Below are 17,608 nucleotides of genomic sequence, written 5' to 3'. Positions count from 1 at the left end.
AAATACACGCCCCTTAAAAAAAGTATTAGTTTTCGTTTGACTTTCCAATCCCCCAAGAGTATATTTTAATTTTGTACGGTACTGACCGAAAACTCTACCGCAAATCTACTAAATCAGGTGAACCGACATGAATTCAAACTTTTTAAAGCAAAGCACCGAGCAGCGGCGGGATCTCATTCTCAACGGCTCCGTCTTTGGAACCATTTTATTTCTTTCCATTCCCACCCTGATGATGGGTCTCATCCAATCCGCAATACCAGTTATCGATGGCTTGTTCCTTAACAATCTGGTAGGAACCAGTGCGGCAAGTGCCGTCACCTACTGCACCCCTATTGTAAACATGGTCTCTGCCCTGGCGCAGGGAGTGAGCGTGGCCGGTATGGCCATTATCGGCCAGTCCAATGGAAACGGTGACTTTAAAAACAGCCGGAAGATTTCCACTCAGATCATCGTATTTACTTTTTTACTGGGCTTTTTCCTCGCACCTATTTTGGTTGGCCTTGCATTTCCCATATCCGCCCATGTAAATAAAGAAATATCCCACAATGTATTCCTTTATCTTGCATTGAACGCCTGTGTGACACCGTTTTCCTTTATGGAATCAATCTATAACTCCATAAAAAATGCCAATGGCAGGCCGGAGGATACATTTGTCCGGATGGTGATCATGCTGATTTTAAAAATTATTTTCAACGGCCTCTTTATTGCAGTTTTCCGCTGGGGTCTTGTAGGCTCTGTCATGGCTTCCCTGGCATCCAATTTTTTAATTACGGGATGGATGTATTTTGAATTGTTCATCAAAAAAACTGGAGAACGCTTTATCCTGACCGGCTTCCGGTTTGACTGGTCCATCATTCACACCTTACTGCGAATCGGCTTTCCCGCCATGCTTTCCAGTCTGATGCTCAACCTGGGCTTCTTCCTGATCAATAATGAAGTGGAAAAGTACGGGGCTGTTGTTTTAAACGGGCAGGGAATTGCTAATAACATCACATCCATATGTTTCATACTGCCATCCTCTTTTGGTTCCGCAGTGACCACCATGGTCAGTATGAATATCGGTGCCAAGCAGCCGGAGAAAGCAAAAAAAGCCTGTTTTGATGGTTCTATCATAAGTGCGATTACTGCTGCACTTTTAATCGCTCTGGTGGTCCCATTATCATCTAAACTTACGGTGCTGTTTACCAGAGATGCTTCTGTTCTGGCTGTTGCAAACCAGGCACTTCATATTTATACCTACTCCGTAATCGGCTTTGGTATCTGTATGGTTCAGCAGGGCGCTTTTATCGGCCTGGGGAAAACCAGGATCACGCTCTTTATCAGCCTCCTGAGGGTATGGCTTCTGCGTTACATATTTATCCTGGCAACCGAACATGTTCTGGGCTTTTATTCAGTATTCTGGGGGAACCTGTTTTCCAATTACATGGCTGCTCTTATTACCACAATCCTCATATTAAGGGTGAAATGGGTATCCGACATAAACTACTGATAATTATAAATTGACAAAAGGCGCTTTGCAGCATTAAAAAAATACCGCAAAGCGCCTATTCAATCAAATGATTAATGATTTAGCATAAACAATAGCTCATCTATTATGCAACCGTATAACAAAATAATAATACTCATAACGCTAATGGTTACTCTGTAAGAAAATATCTTAAATCTCTTTTTCCACTCCAACCAGTCTTTTTCATTTTCCCGGTCTTTTCTTAAGATTGACACTGCCCCCATAATAAGTCCCATGCTTCCGGCAGCAAACAGAATTGCCTTCATACTTTCCAGAGCAGCAATCAAATTTCCTTTTGAAATGATAAAACTGCTTACACCAACCACCACCACTAAGATGCCGCTGATGATACTGCTGTACTTCAGGCATTTATAAAAATCCAATCCCACTGTCTTTAAACGTTCCATCATATTCAACCTATTTATTATATAAGTGACAGGCGACAAAATGCCCCGGTTCTACTTCTGTTAATTCAGGTGCATCACATTTACACTGTTCAGTCGCTTTCCGGCATCTGCCCTGGAATTTACAGCCTGGCGGTGTGTTAATGGGACTTGGTACATCACCTTCTAACATAATTCTCTGTCTGGAATCCTCAATTTTAGGATCAGCAATGGGTATCGCTGACATTAATGCCTCCGTATAAGGATGAAACGGATGACGGTAAAGAATCTCCGAATCTGCAAGCTCCACTATCGAGCCCAGATACATCACGGCAATGCGGTCTGAAATATGCTTTACCATTGCAAGATCATGGGCAATAAACAGATAGGTGAGCTTCATTTCTTTCTGAAATTGAATCAGCATATTGGCAATCTGTGCCTGAATGGATACATCTAGTGCTGAAATAGGCTCGTCACACATAATAAATTTAGGTTCAACAGCAAGTGCTCTTGCAATTCCGATCCTTTGCCTCTGACCACCTGAAAATTCATGGATAAAGCGGTTGGCATGTTCTTTATTCAAACCCACTAATTCCAGCAGATGAGCGATCTTTTCGTCTTTTTCCTGTTTTGTTTTAGCCAGTTCATGGATTTCAATCCCTTCCCCAATGATTTCCGCAACGGTCATTCTGGGATCTAAAGACGCATAAGGGTCCTGAAAAATAATCTGGACTTCTTTGTTAAATGCCTTTTTTTCTTTGCCTTTTAATTTATGTACATTTTGTCCCTTATAGTATACTTCTCCATCTGTTGCGCGGTACATTCCAACAACCGTACGGCCGCAGGTTGTCTTACCACAGCCGGATTCACCCACAAGGCCTAAGGTCTCACCTTCTTTTATGGTGAAAGAAACATCATCTACCGCCTTTAAAAGATCATGCTTTCCCACATTAAAATATTTTTTTAAATGTTTTACTTCTAAAATATCGTGACTACTCATTTTATTCACCCTCAACTGCTGCAACACCATTTTCGTTATCAGTTATGATCTTTCTGTCATCGTAGAACATTTTTTTAACAGACTCTGGTACTTCCTGTTCATGCAGCCAGCAACGGGTATAATGACCAGCTTCAAAATCAGTAGTCCCAGGCATCTCTTCCAGGCAGACATTCATACAGTAATTGCAGCGCTTTGCAAATGCACAACCTTTTGGCGGAGAAATAAGATCTGGTGGCGTTCCTTTAATTGTCTGTAACAGCTGTTTATTAGCCCACTCCAATTTTGGGACACTGCCAAGAAGCGCTAAGGTGTATGGATGCTGTGGATTGTAGAAAATCTCATCTCTTGACCCGCTTTCAATCACCTGTCCCGCATACATAACGGCAACTTTATTCGCAGAACCTGCCACGACTCCAAAATCATGGGTAATTAGAATCACTGCCGTATTTCGTTTCTCTTTCAGACTTTTAATCAGCTCCATAATCTGTGCCTGAATCGTCACATCAAGAGCTGTGGTGGGCTCATCTGCAATCAAAATCTTAGGGTTACAGGCAATCGCAATGGCAATCATAGCCCTTTGCCGCATACCGCCGGAAAATTCAAATGGAAACTGGTCAATTCTCTTTTCTGGATTAGGAATACCCACTGCTTCTAATAACTGAATGGCTTCCTGTCTGGCTTCTTTTTTGCTTATCTTTTTATGCTGTACTATATTTTCAATAATCTGTTTTCCGATTTTCATGGTTGGGTTTAACGAAACTAAGGCATCCTGAAAAATCATGGAGCATTCACCGCCACGAAAGGCTCTTTGCTCCTTTTTATTCATTTCTAATATGTTATTTCCTTCATAGAGAATTTTACTTCCCTTTTTAATTTCCCCCTGAGGGCCTCTGACAAGAGACATGATCGCTCTGGAGGTAACACTTTTACCACAGCCTGATTCTCCGATGATGGCTAATACTTCTCCTGCTTTTACATCAAAGGATACACCTCTTACCGCCTGCACTTCTCCTGCATAGGTATGAAAAGAAACTTTTAAATCTTCCACTTTTAATAAGGGTTCCTGACTCATCCTGATTTCCTCCTAGTCTCTAAGCTGTGGATCAAGTGCATCCCTTAAACCGTCGCCTAAAATATTAAATGACAATACAAGTAAACATAAAAGTATACTAGGATATAATAAATGAGCAGGATAAAAAGCCATGGCCTCCTGACCTGCTGAAAGCAGTGTTCCCAAACTGAATGCAGGGGGCTGAAGGCCGATTCCCAGGAAAGAAAGCACAGTCTCGTCAAAAATAATATAAGGAATGGATGTCGCCAGATCCAGTATTAACAAACTCAGTGTATTTGGAATTAAATGTTTGATAATTACTCTTCCAGACGATGCTCCCAAAGCTGCTGATGCCATGATGTATTCGCTTTCCCGAAGCTTTAAAATCTGGCCTCTTACCATACGGGCTGTACTTGTCCAGTTTGTGATACATAATGCAAATAATAAGGGTAAATAACCATTCCCCAGTACAACTAAAATAATTAAAGTAACGATAAGATAAGGAATACTGTTTAATACCTCTACAATACGCATCATAATATCATCTACAAGACCGCCCAGGTATGCCATAACAGCTCCATAAATACAACCGATCAGCACCTTAAGACTTGCTGCAACCACAGCAACAATAATGGAAAATCTTAAACCTTTCCATAAACGGGAAAAAAGGTCTCTTCCTAAATAATCAGTTCCCAGCCAATAGGTACTGTCAGGCGGTAAATTTTTAATTTCCGGCACTAATGTTGTATAATTCTGACCGCTTATGGCAGGTCCGATTACAGACATGACAAAAAGAATGAGGAGTACGCCCATTGATAACAGGGCTAATTTATTCTTCTTTAATCTTCGCCACGCATCCTGCCAGTAACTGATATTCGGTCTTACGACCTCGTCAGCATCAAGCTTGGACTGGTCGGCGAGTTCAAATCTTTTATCTACCATTGAATTCATTTTATTTCTCCTTTCCGTTATTTCGAAACACCGATTTTAATACGGGGATCCACAATAACATATAAAATATCTGTTACCAGCATTGTTATAACCGTAATAATGGCATAAAATGTTGTTCCTGCCAGGACAATGGGAATATCTCTTCCCTGAACAGCTTCTATATAGTATCGTCCCATACCCGGAATGGAGAAAACGCGTTCAATAAACAGAGAACCAGTTAAAATACCTGCTACCGTAGTCGGCAGTACAGTAATAATTGGAATAAATGAATTACGTATCACATGATTTTTTACAATCTGCAGTTCAGAAAGACCTTTTGATCTGGCTGTAAGGGTATATTCCTGATTGATACTTTCCAGCATACTGGTTTTGGTAAGTCTTGAATAATAGGCGATGAAACTGCAGGAACCCGCAATGGTTGGAAGGATTGTGTATTTCCAGCCTCCGAACCATAATTCTTTTCCTTTCGGCCAGCCAATAATAGGCAATTTCAGGAACGATCCGTTTGCACAATATTTTTGAAGTAAAAGTGAGATAACCAGCGAAGGCATGGATACTAAAACCATGGCCCCCACTAAGATCAGCTTGTCCCAGAAAGTTCCCCTCTTCATAGCTGCGATAATTCCCAATAAAATGCCTAACGTCACACCTAATAAAATCTGCTGAACACTGAGCCTGATTGTTACCGGAAGTTTAAGCTTTAAATTCTTGGCAAATGTTTCGCCTGGTCTGATAATGGATTCTCCGAAATCGCCATTAATCAGCAGCCCTTTCATGGTAATTACATAACGCTCTGCAACTGGTTTATCATATCCATATTTTTCTATAATCTTAGTCTGCACCGTCTTTGGCAATTTGGCGATTTTGGAAGTCAGCGCATTTCCAGGAATTGCGGACAGTAAAAAGAAAGTGGCTGTCACGATTAAAAACAGGGTAATCAGCATTTCCAATACTCTTCGGATGATGTATTTGACCATTTTCATTCTCCTAATCTATAAAGTATACCACACAGCACACCCCCGTATAGTGATGCGCCATGTGGTATGACCTTTAAATCTATTTATTCTTCCACAATGTAAGCATATTTGAATTCATGCTTTCCACCGAAAACAGGGTATTGGAAACCATGAAGACGATTGTTTATATAACTGTGTTTGTCGCGATAAAGAAGAGGTTTAATTGCTGCATCATCCTTGATCAGAATGCTCTCTGCATCTCCATACAGTTTGATACGTTTATCATTGTCCTGCTCTTTTGATAGCTGATCCAGAACCTGATCATATTTCTCACTTGAGTATTTACCGTAGTTACTGCTTCCGCCAGTTCTGAAGATATCAATAAATGTCATGGGATCATTGTAATCTGCTCCCCATACCTGCATACATAAGTCAAACTCACCAGCAACCTGCGCAGCATGTGCAAGACCAAAGTCACCCACAATATTTAAATTTACTTTCACACCTAAATTATCCTGAATCCGCTGAACTACATATTGTTCAATGTCTTTTTCAATGGTTGTTTCGCCATAACCTAAGAATTGAAATGTGATGGTGCTTAAATCATCGGTGTCTTTTCCGAGTTCCTTTAATCCTTCATGGAATAACGCTTTTAACTTCTCCGGATTATTCGCATATTCACTATATTCTTCTTTAATCGGTTCTGTCACTTCCGAACGATATTCTTTGTCTCCGACTTTAATATTCGGTGTTACAAGCCCATAAGCAGCTGTATATCTGCTGTTGTAAACAGAATCAATAAATGTCTGACTGTCAAATGTATAAGCAACTGCTTTTCTAATTTTTGCATTCTGCATTAAACCGCTTGGACATGACTCCTGTGTATTAAATTCAAAATATTGGGAAGCAACATCTCCGTCTGTATAAAGCTGACATTTGCCTTCACTTGCTGCCTGATCCCATTTTTTCAAATAGTCACCGGAAGCTGATACATAATCTAACTGGCCTGCTTCAAATAACTGGAACTGGGTCGCGGTTTCATCAACCTGCTGCAGATCAACCTGATCCAAGTAAACATGTTCTGCATCCCAATACTCTGGATTTTTTACCAGAACAGTGCTCTGATTGGCTGTATATTCCTGTACCATATAAGGGCCGCAGGATAAGGTCTGCATTGCATCGGTACCATATGTATCACCATATTTTTCAATATTATCTACGCGGATCGGATAAAACACGGTATAAGATAATTTGTCAACAAAATAAGGTTCTGGTGCTTCAAGCGTAAATTTTAAAGTGTAATCATCTACAGCCTCCACACCCACCTGGTCAAAGCCACATTCTTTGTTGTAGAATTTCTCTGCATTTTTAATTGGAAATGCGAAGAATGAATAGGCACATGCCAAATCAGCATTCAGCACTCGTTCTACCGCATCTTTATACTGGCTGGCAACTACTTCTACCCCGTCTGACCATTTGTTTTTTCTTAAATGAAATGTATAGGTAAGACCATCATCTGAAACCTCATATTTTTCACAGCCTGCATTTTCAATCACACCTTTATTCTCTCGGAATAAGCCTTCACCGGTTGCTAAGAAAAATGAACCTGACTCCGTATCTCCTACCTGTGCCGTATCAAAAGTAATCACATTAAACTGCTGACCATGCGCAACCTGTTCGGATGCCAGTGTCTCTCCATTAGGTCCTTTTTTATCACTTTGTGCTGTTTTCTGAGTTTCTGTAGTATTCCCGCCCGTGGATTTGCCAGCTGAGCCGCCGCAGCCAGCCAGACTGGAGACAACCAGACCTGATACAATTAACATACTTAAAATTTTTTTTGATTTCATTAATATTCATCCCTTTCGTTTCACTTTTATAATATTTGATGATACGTTTATGTACTCCCATATTGCCTTTTGGCATCTATGGGATTGGATCATCTCTATTAATCTTTTTCATACCAACCCTCCTTAAAAAATTTTATAGATCAAACGACCAGCTGACTGCTATTCGCATACTATACAGATATTTAAAGACATAATGTTTCCAGTTTCTCAACAATTCTTTTCACACAGCCATCTTCAAACGGGCTGTCTAACCCAACTTCTTTCAGCATATTAGTAAAGAAATCACTGGCTGATAAATTACAAAGTTTCAAGTAGCTGCCCCAGGCTTCCTGATAATTTTCATCCATTCTTATTTTGTACTGAAATGCACAAATCTGAGCAATACAGTAATCAATATAATAGAAAGGATCGTCATAGATATGAGGCTGTTTCTGCCAGAATCCTCCTTTTTCAAAGTATGGATATCCGGTATAATCCAAATGTGGCCGATATTCCTTTTCAAGCTGAATCCACGCCTGGTGCCTTTGCGCAGGAGTCATCTGAGGATTTTCGTAGACAATGTGCTGAAATTCGTCCACCATACATCCATAGGGAATAAATATGGCAGCTTCTTCTAAGTGCATGGAACTATAATCATCCGTCCGGTTACCAAAGAATTGGTTCATAAATGGTGCAGTGAAAAATTCCATGGACATGGAATGAATCTCTGCTGTTTCCATGGTGATATCCGCATGTTCTTTGATGGGATCTTTTCCTGACAGATACCCCTGGAACGCATGGCCGCATTCATGAGTAATCACGTTGATGTCTCCACTGGTTCCATTGAAATTGGCAAAAATGAAAGGTGCGTTATAAACAGGAAGGTAGGTCATGTATCCCCCTGCCCGTTTTTTCTTTCTGCCCAGCACATCAAACAATTCATTCTCAGACATGAAATCAAAAAATTCCTTTGTTTCTTTGGAAAGTTCTCCATACATGTCTTGCGCACTGGCCATAATCTCTTCCGGCGTACCGACCGGTTCTGGATTGCCAGTTTCAAAGAAAACACCTTCATCGATACAGGATAACGTTTCAATTCCTAACCTGTTTCTTCTTTTCTCATGAAGCTTTTCAGCAAATGGTACAAAATATTCTTTTACCTGTTTTCTGAAATTTTCTACCATAGCTTTGTCATAACAATTTCTCCGCACCCGGTCATATCCTAACCCTACAAAATTCTCATGCCCTAATTCTTCTGCCTGTTTTGTTCGATTTTTTATCAGCCTGTCGTAAATAGAATCAAGTTTGTCTCCGTTGGCTTCAAAAAAAGAGCTGTATTTTGTATAAGCTTTCCGGCGTACTTCCCTGTCTTTATGGGTTAAATACTTTCTTAATAAAGAAAGGTTGAGAGTTTCCCCCTCCCAGTCGATTTCTGCACTGGCGATTAATTTATCGTATTCGGTTGTCAGTGCATTCTCTTCCTGCTTAAGGGGAATCAGTTTTTTATCAAATGACCTGATATTCAGCTGAATGTTCTTAAATGCAACGGTTCCTATCTTTTCTTCCAGATAATTCCCATAGGGAGATTCATACATCTGCCGCGCATATCTTACGTACATATCAATCAGTTCAGGCTCTATTTCATCATAATAATTCCGTTCTTTTTCATAAAACTCATCTGTTGTATCTATATCATGTCTGATACTTGCAATTATGACCATTGTATCGATTTCATCTTTGAACTCATAATATCTTTTATGAATCTCAAACTGGGCTTCTCCACTGGTTGCAGCTGCGAAATCCTTCACAATTTCTTCAAATCGAAGCTTTTTTTCTTCTAAATCTACTCTTTGATATGGCATTTCTTTAAACTTCATTTTAATCCTCCAACAATTTATTTTTCGTTACTTCTAATAAATAATTGACTGCTTCCTTATTCATCTGATAATACACTTTATTATCCGACTTCTCTATATTGATAAGCCCCAGCTTCATAAGTGTATTCATATGATGGGAAATCGTAGCAGTCGTTAGCTTTAGTTCTGCCGCAATTTCCTGTCCGTAAGCCTTTTTATTCCGAATAAAACACAATATTTCAAATTTACTGGGATCGGACAATAACTTTAGTCCATTGCTCAATTCCTGATTACTCAATTGTCTTTTCGATACTTTATAATTACAGTCAAATAGTATGCCCACATCCAATATATGATAATCCCCCACGTTTTCATCATTACCATAAAAAATAACCCGGTTGCAAGCCATAATCTGTGTTCGTATCAATGTGGGCTTGCTGGGATAACTGTCTTCTTTAATATTATAAAAGCTATTCATTAATTTATAGAAACTGTGTTGCTTGAAATATTCTATCCAATATTCAGTAGCTGTCTCTTTTAATTCCAACAATATTATTTCTTGTTTTTTTAATTCTGAAACCGTCTTTTCAAGAATTTCGTAAAGAATTTCCGCATGTTTGCTGGAATGTTCTATTAACTCCAATAATTGCCACTTTTGTGCCGGTTCACATTCCAGATTACTAATCCTGTCTGTAAATGATACTGTTTTATTGTTTTCATAAACCGTAGTTCTTAGATCTACATCATCAAATGATAGTTCTAAGGTATTATCATCTTTTATGGTACTCAAATATTTGTTAATAAAGTGGATCACTTCATTTTTATTGCCGGAAAAAGTAGAATGTCTCACACATTGATATAATATTTTTGCAATACATATATTTTCTGATATAAATGAGGTAAAGTAGAATTTAATAAGAGGATTGTTCACATCCGTTTTTTGTTCAATCTCTTCCTGAATAAACGATAATTTATCTAATTGATAAGAGATAACAGCCTTTTTCTTTTCATCTGTCCGCTTCAACAGATCCATTTTTAAGTTCTGATAATATTTTTTATTGATAATTCGAAATAATAATTCTATACTCTCCATATAGTAATCAATTTCTTTTATAACCGTACACTCTATGCTCATCCCAAGACCTCATCACTTTAAATTGTCAACTTGATGCCGAAATACAGTTCAATTTTTTTAATTATAACATCAATTAGAAGGTTGTCAATGAATACATTAGATAAACATCAAATATGATACAATAAAGTTAATAATAAAAAGTTTTTCTTTTTTATACAAAGATATTTTTGAAAAAAGTAAGGAAAACAAACAAAGCGAAAGGGAATAATAAAAATATGATAGATAATATTTATCTAAAATCTCCAATCATAACTGAACGATTATGTATTAAAAAAATTACTGCAGATGAATTACTGTTGATCAGAGCTGAAACAAATTATGACGAAACAAATAAAATGACATGCCGGCCTATCATAAAAAGAGAAGGAAATGAGTTGGTCGAATTTTATAATCATATTATTAAAAAAGAAAATAACCTTATATTTTCCATATGGAGAAAACAGGATGAGGAATTAGTGGGCAAAGTATCCTTTAACGATTACAATCCAAGAAACAAAAGTATGGAGTTAGGATATTATATGATACCCAGGTTCAGAAAATACGGATATATGAGGGAAGCTCTTACAAGTCTGCTTGACATTTTATTCAAGGAAATGGAGTTAAATAAGATATATGCTCAAACTGCCAGCTTTAATATAGAATCCATTCAATTATTGGAGAAGATGGGCTTTAAGAAAGATGGAACTTTAAGAAATCATCATGAACACAATGAAAAATTTTATGACGACCATATTTTTTCAATATTAAATAAAGAATGGAATAATTGTTCCCAACCGGCTTCTTACTGAGGAACTCAGCTGGTGTAAAAAGTTGATAGCTGAGTTCCGCCAGTTCCGCAAACATGGGTCATAGTAATTTACTGATTTTTGTACTCATGATTGTGCTTTGCCATGATTGGTATCTGAATTTCTGTCACAAACTTTTTTGCATCGTCAGTCATTCCGTAATCAATCATTGTAATTTCTTTTGAAAAACCTGAAATACGGTATTTCTGCTCTGATATAAAATCAATCAGCCTTTTATAATATACAAAAGCTTCCTTATGACCGCCGCAAAACCGCAGCGTTACACAAGTTTCTTCGGGTACTTCTTCTATTGGTCCTGAATAAGCATCTTCTCTGTCTAACAAAAGAAAAACCTTATCGTATTTGTCGTATTCCCCGTTTGAAAGCTTTTCACCGGCAATTCCCAGCCCTACTTTCCCGAGAAAAACAACGGTATTCTGCTGGTGCTGTTCTAACTGCCGAATCGAAGTTTCTAAATCAAGATAAGAGTTTATCGATAACGTATTTTCAATCCATGCAATTCGCCTGGGTGAAAATTGCCTGATACAAATGGTATCAAGCTCAGAGGAAAGGGCATCCTCAATCTGTCTTAGCCTGTTTTCTATTTTTCTCTCAATTATTTTTAGTTCCTTTTGCTTGCTGATAACCGTTTCTTTTTGCTGCTTCAGCATGATCTGCATTCGATCAATATCCCGGTTATTTAAGAAATCTGCAATTTGCTCTAATGGCATGTCCAGTACACGAAGATAACGAATTGTATTAAGACATTCAAACTGACGAGTACTGTAATAGCGGTAGCCCGTTTCATTGTCTGTATATTCTGGCTGTAAGAGCCCGGACTTCTCATAGTGGCGCAGAGTTCCAACACTTATATGAAACATTTTAGCCACATCACCAATTTGAAATAATCCGCTTTTCTCCATTTAGATTCTTCTCCATTCTTAAATAGAACCATTTAACTTACCTGGGCGCTTACTCAGCCAGATAAATACACTGATACATATAACAACTGATAAAATTGACCCAACAGGTGCTGCAATTCCCATGGGATAAAGTGTGTCTGCAAAGTATATGGATGCCAGGTAGGCAAGGGGAATACGGGCGCAGATAATGGATATGGAATTATGGATAAAGGATATTCCGGACAAACCATATGCACAGAAATACCCGCTGAAGCAAAAATGAATTCCTGCAAAAATGCAATCCCAGACATAGCCGCTCATATACTGTCTGCCAAGCAAAATCACTTTTGAATCATCTGTAAAAAAACCAATTACTGATCCAGCAGAAAATTGCATGATAACCGCTGATACTGTACCGAATACTACCGTAATCAGGATTCCAATCCAAAGAGTCTGACGTGCACGATCATGTTTCCCTGCACCTGCATTTTGTGCGGAAAGTACAGAGACCGCAGACAGCATGGAGGACGGAACCAAAAATAAGATGCCGATTATCTTTTCCACAATGCCCACTGCTGCCGCATCATTTAATCCTCTGTTATTTGCGATTATTGTTATTATAAGAAAAGAGATCTGAATAAATCCATCCTGCAACGCCACTGGAATGCCAACTTTAAGCAGATTAAGAATCACTGCTGCTTTTGGTTTAAGATCCTTCAGGGAAAGACTGATTCCCATTTTCCGCCTCCGGATAAAGGTCAGAGAAATAATTACGCTGATTGTCTGTGATAAAATTGTACCAAGTGCAGCACCTGCTGCCCCTAGTCTAAACACTCCGATAAAAACATAATCTAAAACGATGTTGGCCACACAGGCTATACCAATAAAATACATCGGACTTTTGGAATCACCCATTCCACGGAAAATCGAACTGATAATGTTATATCCCGTAATAAATGGGATCCCAATCATACAGATGGTTAGGTAGGTAACTGTCTCACCAAATGCTTCCGGAGGTGTTAACATAACGGCAGCGATTGGCTTCACCACCATGAGCAGTACAATCATAATTATGACAGACAAAGCCATAAATAAAGTAATCGTATTCCCGATAGCAGAAGATACCTCCTCTTGCTTTCCTGCCCCCACTGCCCGTCCAATCAGAACGGTGGCTCCCATAGCCAGACCAACAATCATAACCGTTATCATGTGCATAACCTGGCTGGCGATTGAAACTGCCGTAATGCTGTCAACTCCGTTGAATTGACTTACTATAAACAGATCTGCCATTCCATACAGTGTCTGAAGAAAATACGATAGCAGGTACGGTAAGGAAAAATATACAACGGTCTTAAATACACTTCCAGTAGTTAAATTCTTTTCCATAAATGAATTGCATCCTTCCCTTCTTTTATTTCAGTATATCATAAAGTCTGCAATCGTTGTAGAGTCAAGTTAAGATTCCTTTTACCTGTCTATTTTTTATGCCATTACTTCCAGACGAAATTCGTTATGGGCATAGTTTCTGTAATAAATCATAGTAATATATTGGTAATTTCAGATACCAGTTATGAAACAAATGACCAGTTTAAAGATAATATTAAGGAAATATATGGAAGTATATAGATTCTGTTAATATTATTGAGCGGCAATCTTACAGGGTATACAATTATTTTCTCAGAAACGATTTAGTTAAAAAGTCTTCGAAATCATTTTTTAAGAGAAAGAAGGATATAACACAATGGTTACAGAAAAAGAGGGTAAGGAAGAGAATATTGCGAAGCTGCCTGCGGATCAGGTCTATGCTGCACTGGGAAGCAATGTCCGTGGACTGAATCAGTCACAGGTGGCAGAGCTGCAAAAAAAACTTGGCAAAAATCTAATTGAAGAAAAAAAGAAAAAATCTGTAATACTTATCTTTCTGGGAAACTTTATCCATCTCATGGCGATTCTGCTCTGGATTGGCGGTGCTGTGGCATTTCTTGCAGGGATGCCACAACTTGGAGTGGCTGTCTGGCTGGTAAACGTCATTAACGGTGTTTTCAGCTTCTGGCAGGAACATCGGGCCGGTAAAGCCACAGATGCATTAAGAAACATGCTGCCTTCCTATGCGCGCGTCATCCGTGACGGGGAAGAACAGAAAATACTGGCAGAAGATCTGATTATCGGTGATATTATACTGTTGGAGGAGGGGGACAAGATCTCTGCTGATGCCAGATTAATAGAAAGCAGTGATTTGCAGGTGGATCAGTCCACTTTAACCGGAGAATCCAACCCGGTGCGAAAAATCAAGGATGCCGTATTAAAAGATGACCTGACAAAAGCGGAAACCCCAAATCTGATATTTGCAGGCACCAACGTAGCCGAGGGCAACGGAAAAGCCGTTGTAATGGAAATTGGGATGCGTACGGAATTTGGTAAAATTGCAGGATTAACACAGAATATGAAAGAAGTCCAAAGTCCCCTGCAAAAGGAACTGAACCGTTTAACAAAACAAATTTCTGTTATTGCCATCTCATTTGGCGTATTTTTCTTTGTGGCAGCTTTGTTGCTTGTAAAGGAACCGATGGCCTCCTCCTTTATCTTTGCTCTTGGTATGATCGTCGCTTTTATTCCGGAAGGTCTTCTACCAACTGTTACGTTATCTCTTGCCATGGCAGTCCAAAGAATGTCAAAGCGGAATGCTCTGGTGAAAAAGCTTTCTTCTGTGGAAGCACTTGGAAGTACTACCGTAATCTGCACGGATAAAACAGGAACCTTAACCCAGAATGAAATGACAGTAAACCATTTATGGCTTGCCGACCGGGAATATGAAGTAACGGGTGTTGGTTACAGCCCCAAAGGTGAGATCATGACAGGCGGAAAAACAGTAAAAGCCAGTGAGGATGAGGACATGAATCTTCTGCTGACTGGCGCTGCACTATGCAGCAATGCAAGACTGCTTCCGCCAGGAGAAGAATCCGCCCGTTATACAGTGCTTGGAGATCCTACAGAGGCATGTCTTGGCGTAGTTGCAGAAAAAGCAGGGATTAACGTAGCAAAACAGGCAGAACTGACACCAAGATTAAGAGAACTGCCATTTGAATCCCGCAGGAAACGAATGACAACCGTACATCGCCTTCAAAAAACCATAGAAGGCACCAGACTGATCGCCTACGTAAAAGGTGCTCCAAAAGAAATCATGAAACTGAGTAATACCATTCGCAGAAACGGGACTGTCACTCCCATGGAAGAAGAGATGCGAAGGGAAATCATGGAGGCCAATGACAATTACGCCAGGCAGGGATTACGTGTTCTGGCTGTGGCATACCGCCTTTTGAAAAAAGAAGATAAGATTCCAACAGCCATGAGCGCCTATACACCGGATCTGATAGAACAGGATCTGACTTTTGTGGGGTTGGTAGTCATGGCAGATCCGCCCAGACCGGAAGTAGCTGCCGCCGTTGAAGAATGCCGGCACGCTGGTATCCGCATTATTATGATAACAGGTGACTACGGATTAACGGCAGAAAGCATTGCAAAACGAATTGGTATTGTAAAAGGTACAAATCCAAGGGTTGTATCAGGGCTGGAACTGGAAGAGATGTCTGACCAGCAGTTAAAAGAATATTTAAAGGATGAAATAATCTTTGCCCGGGTCGCACCGGAGCAAAAACTCAGGGTTGTAACGAATTTACAGGATCTGGGTGAGATTGTTGCAGTAACCGGAGATGGTGTAAATGATTCTCCTGCCCTGAAAAAAGCCGATATCGGAGTGGCCATGGGAATCGCCGGAACTGATGTGGCAAAAGAGGCGGCGGATATGATTTTAACGGATGATAACTTTGCTTCCATCGTCCATGCGATTGAAGAAGGCCGGGCTGTTTACAGTAATATCCGAAAATTCTTACTGTATATTTTAAACTCCAATATGCCGGAGGCCGTACCATCCGCCTTGTTCCTGTTTTCCCGGGGTGCAATCCCCCTTCCCCTGACTGTCATGCAGATTCTCACCATTGACTTGGGGACGGATATGATGCCTGCACTGGGATTAGGGACTGAGAAACCGGAAAAAGGAATTATGGATCAGCCGCCCCGTAATCCAAAAGAGACTCTGTTAAATAAGCCGCTGATCATAAAAGCGTTTTTATGGTATGGAATGCTGGGTTCTCTGGCCTCTGCCTTTTCGTATTTCTTTGTCAATATACAGAACGGCTGGCCGGATATGCCGTTAGCCAGCGGAAATAATCCGGTTTATTATAGGGCTACTACCATGGCACTGGCAGCCATTGTATTCAGCCAGATTGGAGCTGTGTTTAACTGCCGTACTGAAAAACAGTCTGCTTTTCAAGTCGGATTATTTAAAAATAAACAGGTTAACTTAGGAATCCTGATCGAGATTATATTAATCTTTGCCTTAGTTTATCTGCCGCCATTACAATCCGTATTCCATACGGCTCCTCTCCTGCTTTCTGACTGGCTGCTGTTATGCATCTGGCCGCCGCTGGTATTGCTGCTTGAAGAGGGAAGGAAATTTTGGCTGCGTAATAAAGAACGGGCAGGAAATTAAAATCATAGAGAGGTGATCGTTATGAAAGTAATTGTAGTTGGCTTAGGAAAAATGGGAATCGGCTTATCCAATAATTTAATTAAAAAAGGACATCAGGTAACAGTCATTGATTCAAATCCGGAGGTTCTCGACAGCCTGGGAAGCGATTTTGCAGGAATTAAGGTCCTGGGATTTGGATTTGACCGGGACGTGTTAAGCAAAGCAAGGATCGACAAGGTAGATGCTGTGGTATCCTGCACGGAAAGTGATGAGATCAATGCCGTAATCGCCAGGATTGCCAGAACGATTTACCGTGTCCCTCATGTGGTCGCCAGATTATATGATACGAAAAAGGCGGAAATCTATCACAGACTTGGCATTCAGACGATATCCACCACTTCCTGGGGCATTGAACGGGCAACCCAGTTTTTAACCTATCATCAGCTGGACAGTGTCTATGACATTGGAAATGGTACCGTGAATCTGGTCCGAATTGAAGTTCCCTCTCTCTTGGTGGGTCATCAGGTAAATGAAATCACAGTGCTGGGTGAAATACAGGTTATTTCCATCAGCCGGAATAATAAAACTTTTTTACCGACTCTTGGTACAATTCTGGAGGCAGAGGATATCCTGTACATTTCAGTTATTATAGCTGCAACGGATAAGTTAAAATCCATGCTGGATCTGTTATAGATAACAAGGCGAACTGTGAGAAAATGGAAAGAAAG

General features: G+C 39.8%; 14 protein-coding genes. 4 read left to right on the top strand and 10 right to left on the bottom strand.

What is annotated here, in order from left to right; all coding sequences use genetic code 11:
- Window positions 1-127: 127 nt before the first annotated feature.
- Complete coding sequence (locus ABS301_RS24560; RefSeq protein WP_349674688.1) at window positions 128-1,489, top strand: MATE family efflux transporter; 1,362 nt, start codon at window positions 128-130, stop codon at window positions 1,487-1,489.
- A 71-nt stretch (window positions 1,490-1,560) separates the two neighbouring features.
- Here the strand turns inward: ABS301_RS24560 and ABS301_RS24555 are convergent, their stop codons facing one another.
- The 8 genes from ABS301_RS24555 to ABS301_RS24520 form a co-directional block, all read right to left on the bottom strand.
- Entirely contained in the window at window positions 1,561-1,917 is a 357-nt protein-coding gene (locus tag ABS301_RS24555) for a hypothetical protein (RefSeq protein WP_349674687.1), read from the bottom strand.
- 7 nt (window positions 1,918-1,924) lie between these two features.
- Window positions 1,925-2,890, bottom strand: a complete 966-nt coding sequence (locus ABS301_RS24550) for an ABC transporter ATP-binding protein (RefSeq protein WP_349674686.1) — start codon at window positions 2,888-2,890, stop codon at window positions 1,925-1,927.
- A gap of 1 nt (window position 2,891) precedes the next feature.
- Entirely contained in the window at window positions 2,892-3,962 is a 1,071-nt protein-coding gene (locus ABS301_RS24545; RefSeq protein ID WP_349674685.1) for an ABC transporter ATP-binding protein, read from the bottom strand.
- Between the two features lie 12 nt (window positions 3,963-3,974).
- Window positions 3,975-4,892 carry an ABC transporter permease gene (locus ABS301_RS24540; protein ID WP_349674684.1) on the bottom strand — a complete coding sequence of 306 codons (918 nt, stop codon included), beginning with the start codon at window positions 4,890-4,892 and terminating at the stop codon, window positions 3,975-3,977.
- Between the two features lie 17 nt (window positions 4,893-4,909).
- The gene (locus tag ABS301_RS24535) at window positions 4,910-5,869 is read right to left on the bottom strand and encodes an ABC transporter permease (protein WP_349674683.1); all 960 of its coding nucleotides are present in this window, start codon (window positions 5,867-5,869) and stop codon (window positions 4,910-4,912) included.
- 83 nt (window positions 5,870-5,952) lie between these two features.
- Window positions 5,953-7,695, bottom strand: coding sequence for a peptide ABC transporter substrate-binding protein (locus ABS301_RS24530; protein WP_349674682.1), 1,743 nt, complete (start codon window positions 7,693-7,695; stop codon window positions 5,953-5,955).
- Between the two features lie 182 nt (window positions 7,696-7,877).
- Window positions 7,878-9,551, bottom strand: coding sequence for a M3 family oligoendopeptidase (locus ABS301_RS24525; protein WP_349674681.1), 1,674 nt, complete (start codon window positions 9,549-9,551; stop codon window positions 7,878-7,880).
- Between the two features lies 1 nt (window position 9,552).
- A complete protein-coding gene (locus tag ABS301_RS24520) occupies window positions 9,553-10,665 on the bottom strand; it encodes an ArsR/SmtB family transcription factor (protein WP_349674680.1) in 1,113 nt (370 codons plus the stop codon).
- 215 nt (window positions 10,666-10,880) lie between these two features.
- Between ABS301_RS24520 and ABS301_RS24515 the strand changes: the two genes are divergently transcribed.
- Window positions 10,881-11,453 carry a GNAT family N-acetyltransferase gene (locus tag ABS301_RS24515; RefSeq protein ID WP_349674679.1) on the top strand — a complete coding sequence of 191 codons (573 nt, stop codon included), beginning with the start codon at window positions 10,881-10,883 and terminating at the stop codon, window positions 11,451-11,453.
- Window positions 11,454-11,521: 68 nt separating this feature from the next.
- On the opposite strand, the gene ABS301_RS24510 is transcribed toward ABS301_RS24515, so the two are convergent.
- Window positions 11,522-12,373: a MerR family transcriptional regulator gene (locus tag ABS301_RS24510; protein WP_349674678.1), complete on the bottom strand. Its 852-nt coding sequence runs from the start codon at window positions 12,371-12,373 to the stop codon at window positions 11,522-11,524.
- Window positions 12,374-12,391: 18 nt separating this feature from the next.
- Complete coding sequence (locus ABS301_RS24505; RefSeq protein WP_349674677.1) at window positions 12,392-13,738, bottom strand: MATE family efflux transporter; 1,347 nt, start codon at window positions 13,736-13,738, stop codon at window positions 12,392-12,394.
- A gap of 355 nt (window positions 13,739-14,093) precedes the next feature.
- Between ABS301_RS24505 and ABS301_RS24500 the strand changes: the two genes are divergently transcribed.
- Both ABS301_RS24500 and ABS301_RS24495 read left to right on the top strand, forming a co-directional pair.
- Window positions 14,094-16,901 (top strand): cation-translocating P-type ATPase, encoded by a 2,808-nt coding sequence (locus ABS301_RS24500; protein ID WP_349674676.1) that lies wholly within the window; start codon window positions 14,094-14,096, stop codon window positions 16,899-16,901.
- Window positions 16,902-16,922: 21 nt separating this feature from the next.
- Window positions 16,923-17,573 carry a potassium channel family protein gene (locus tag ABS301_RS24495; protein ID WP_349674675.1) on the top strand — a complete coding sequence of 217 codons (651 nt, stop codon included), beginning with the start codon at window positions 16,923-16,925 and terminating at the stop codon, window positions 17,571-17,573.
- Window positions 17,574-17,608: the final 35 nt, after the last annotated feature.

Source organism: Lacrimispora sp. (assembly GCF_031982545.1).
In the GTDB taxonomy this organism is placed as follows: Bacteria; Bacillota; Clostridia; order Lachnospirales; family Lachnospiraceae; genus Lacrimispora.
The sequence above is the reverse complement of the archived record's forward strand: the minus strand, read 5'-3'. Positions and strand labels throughout refer to the sequence as shown.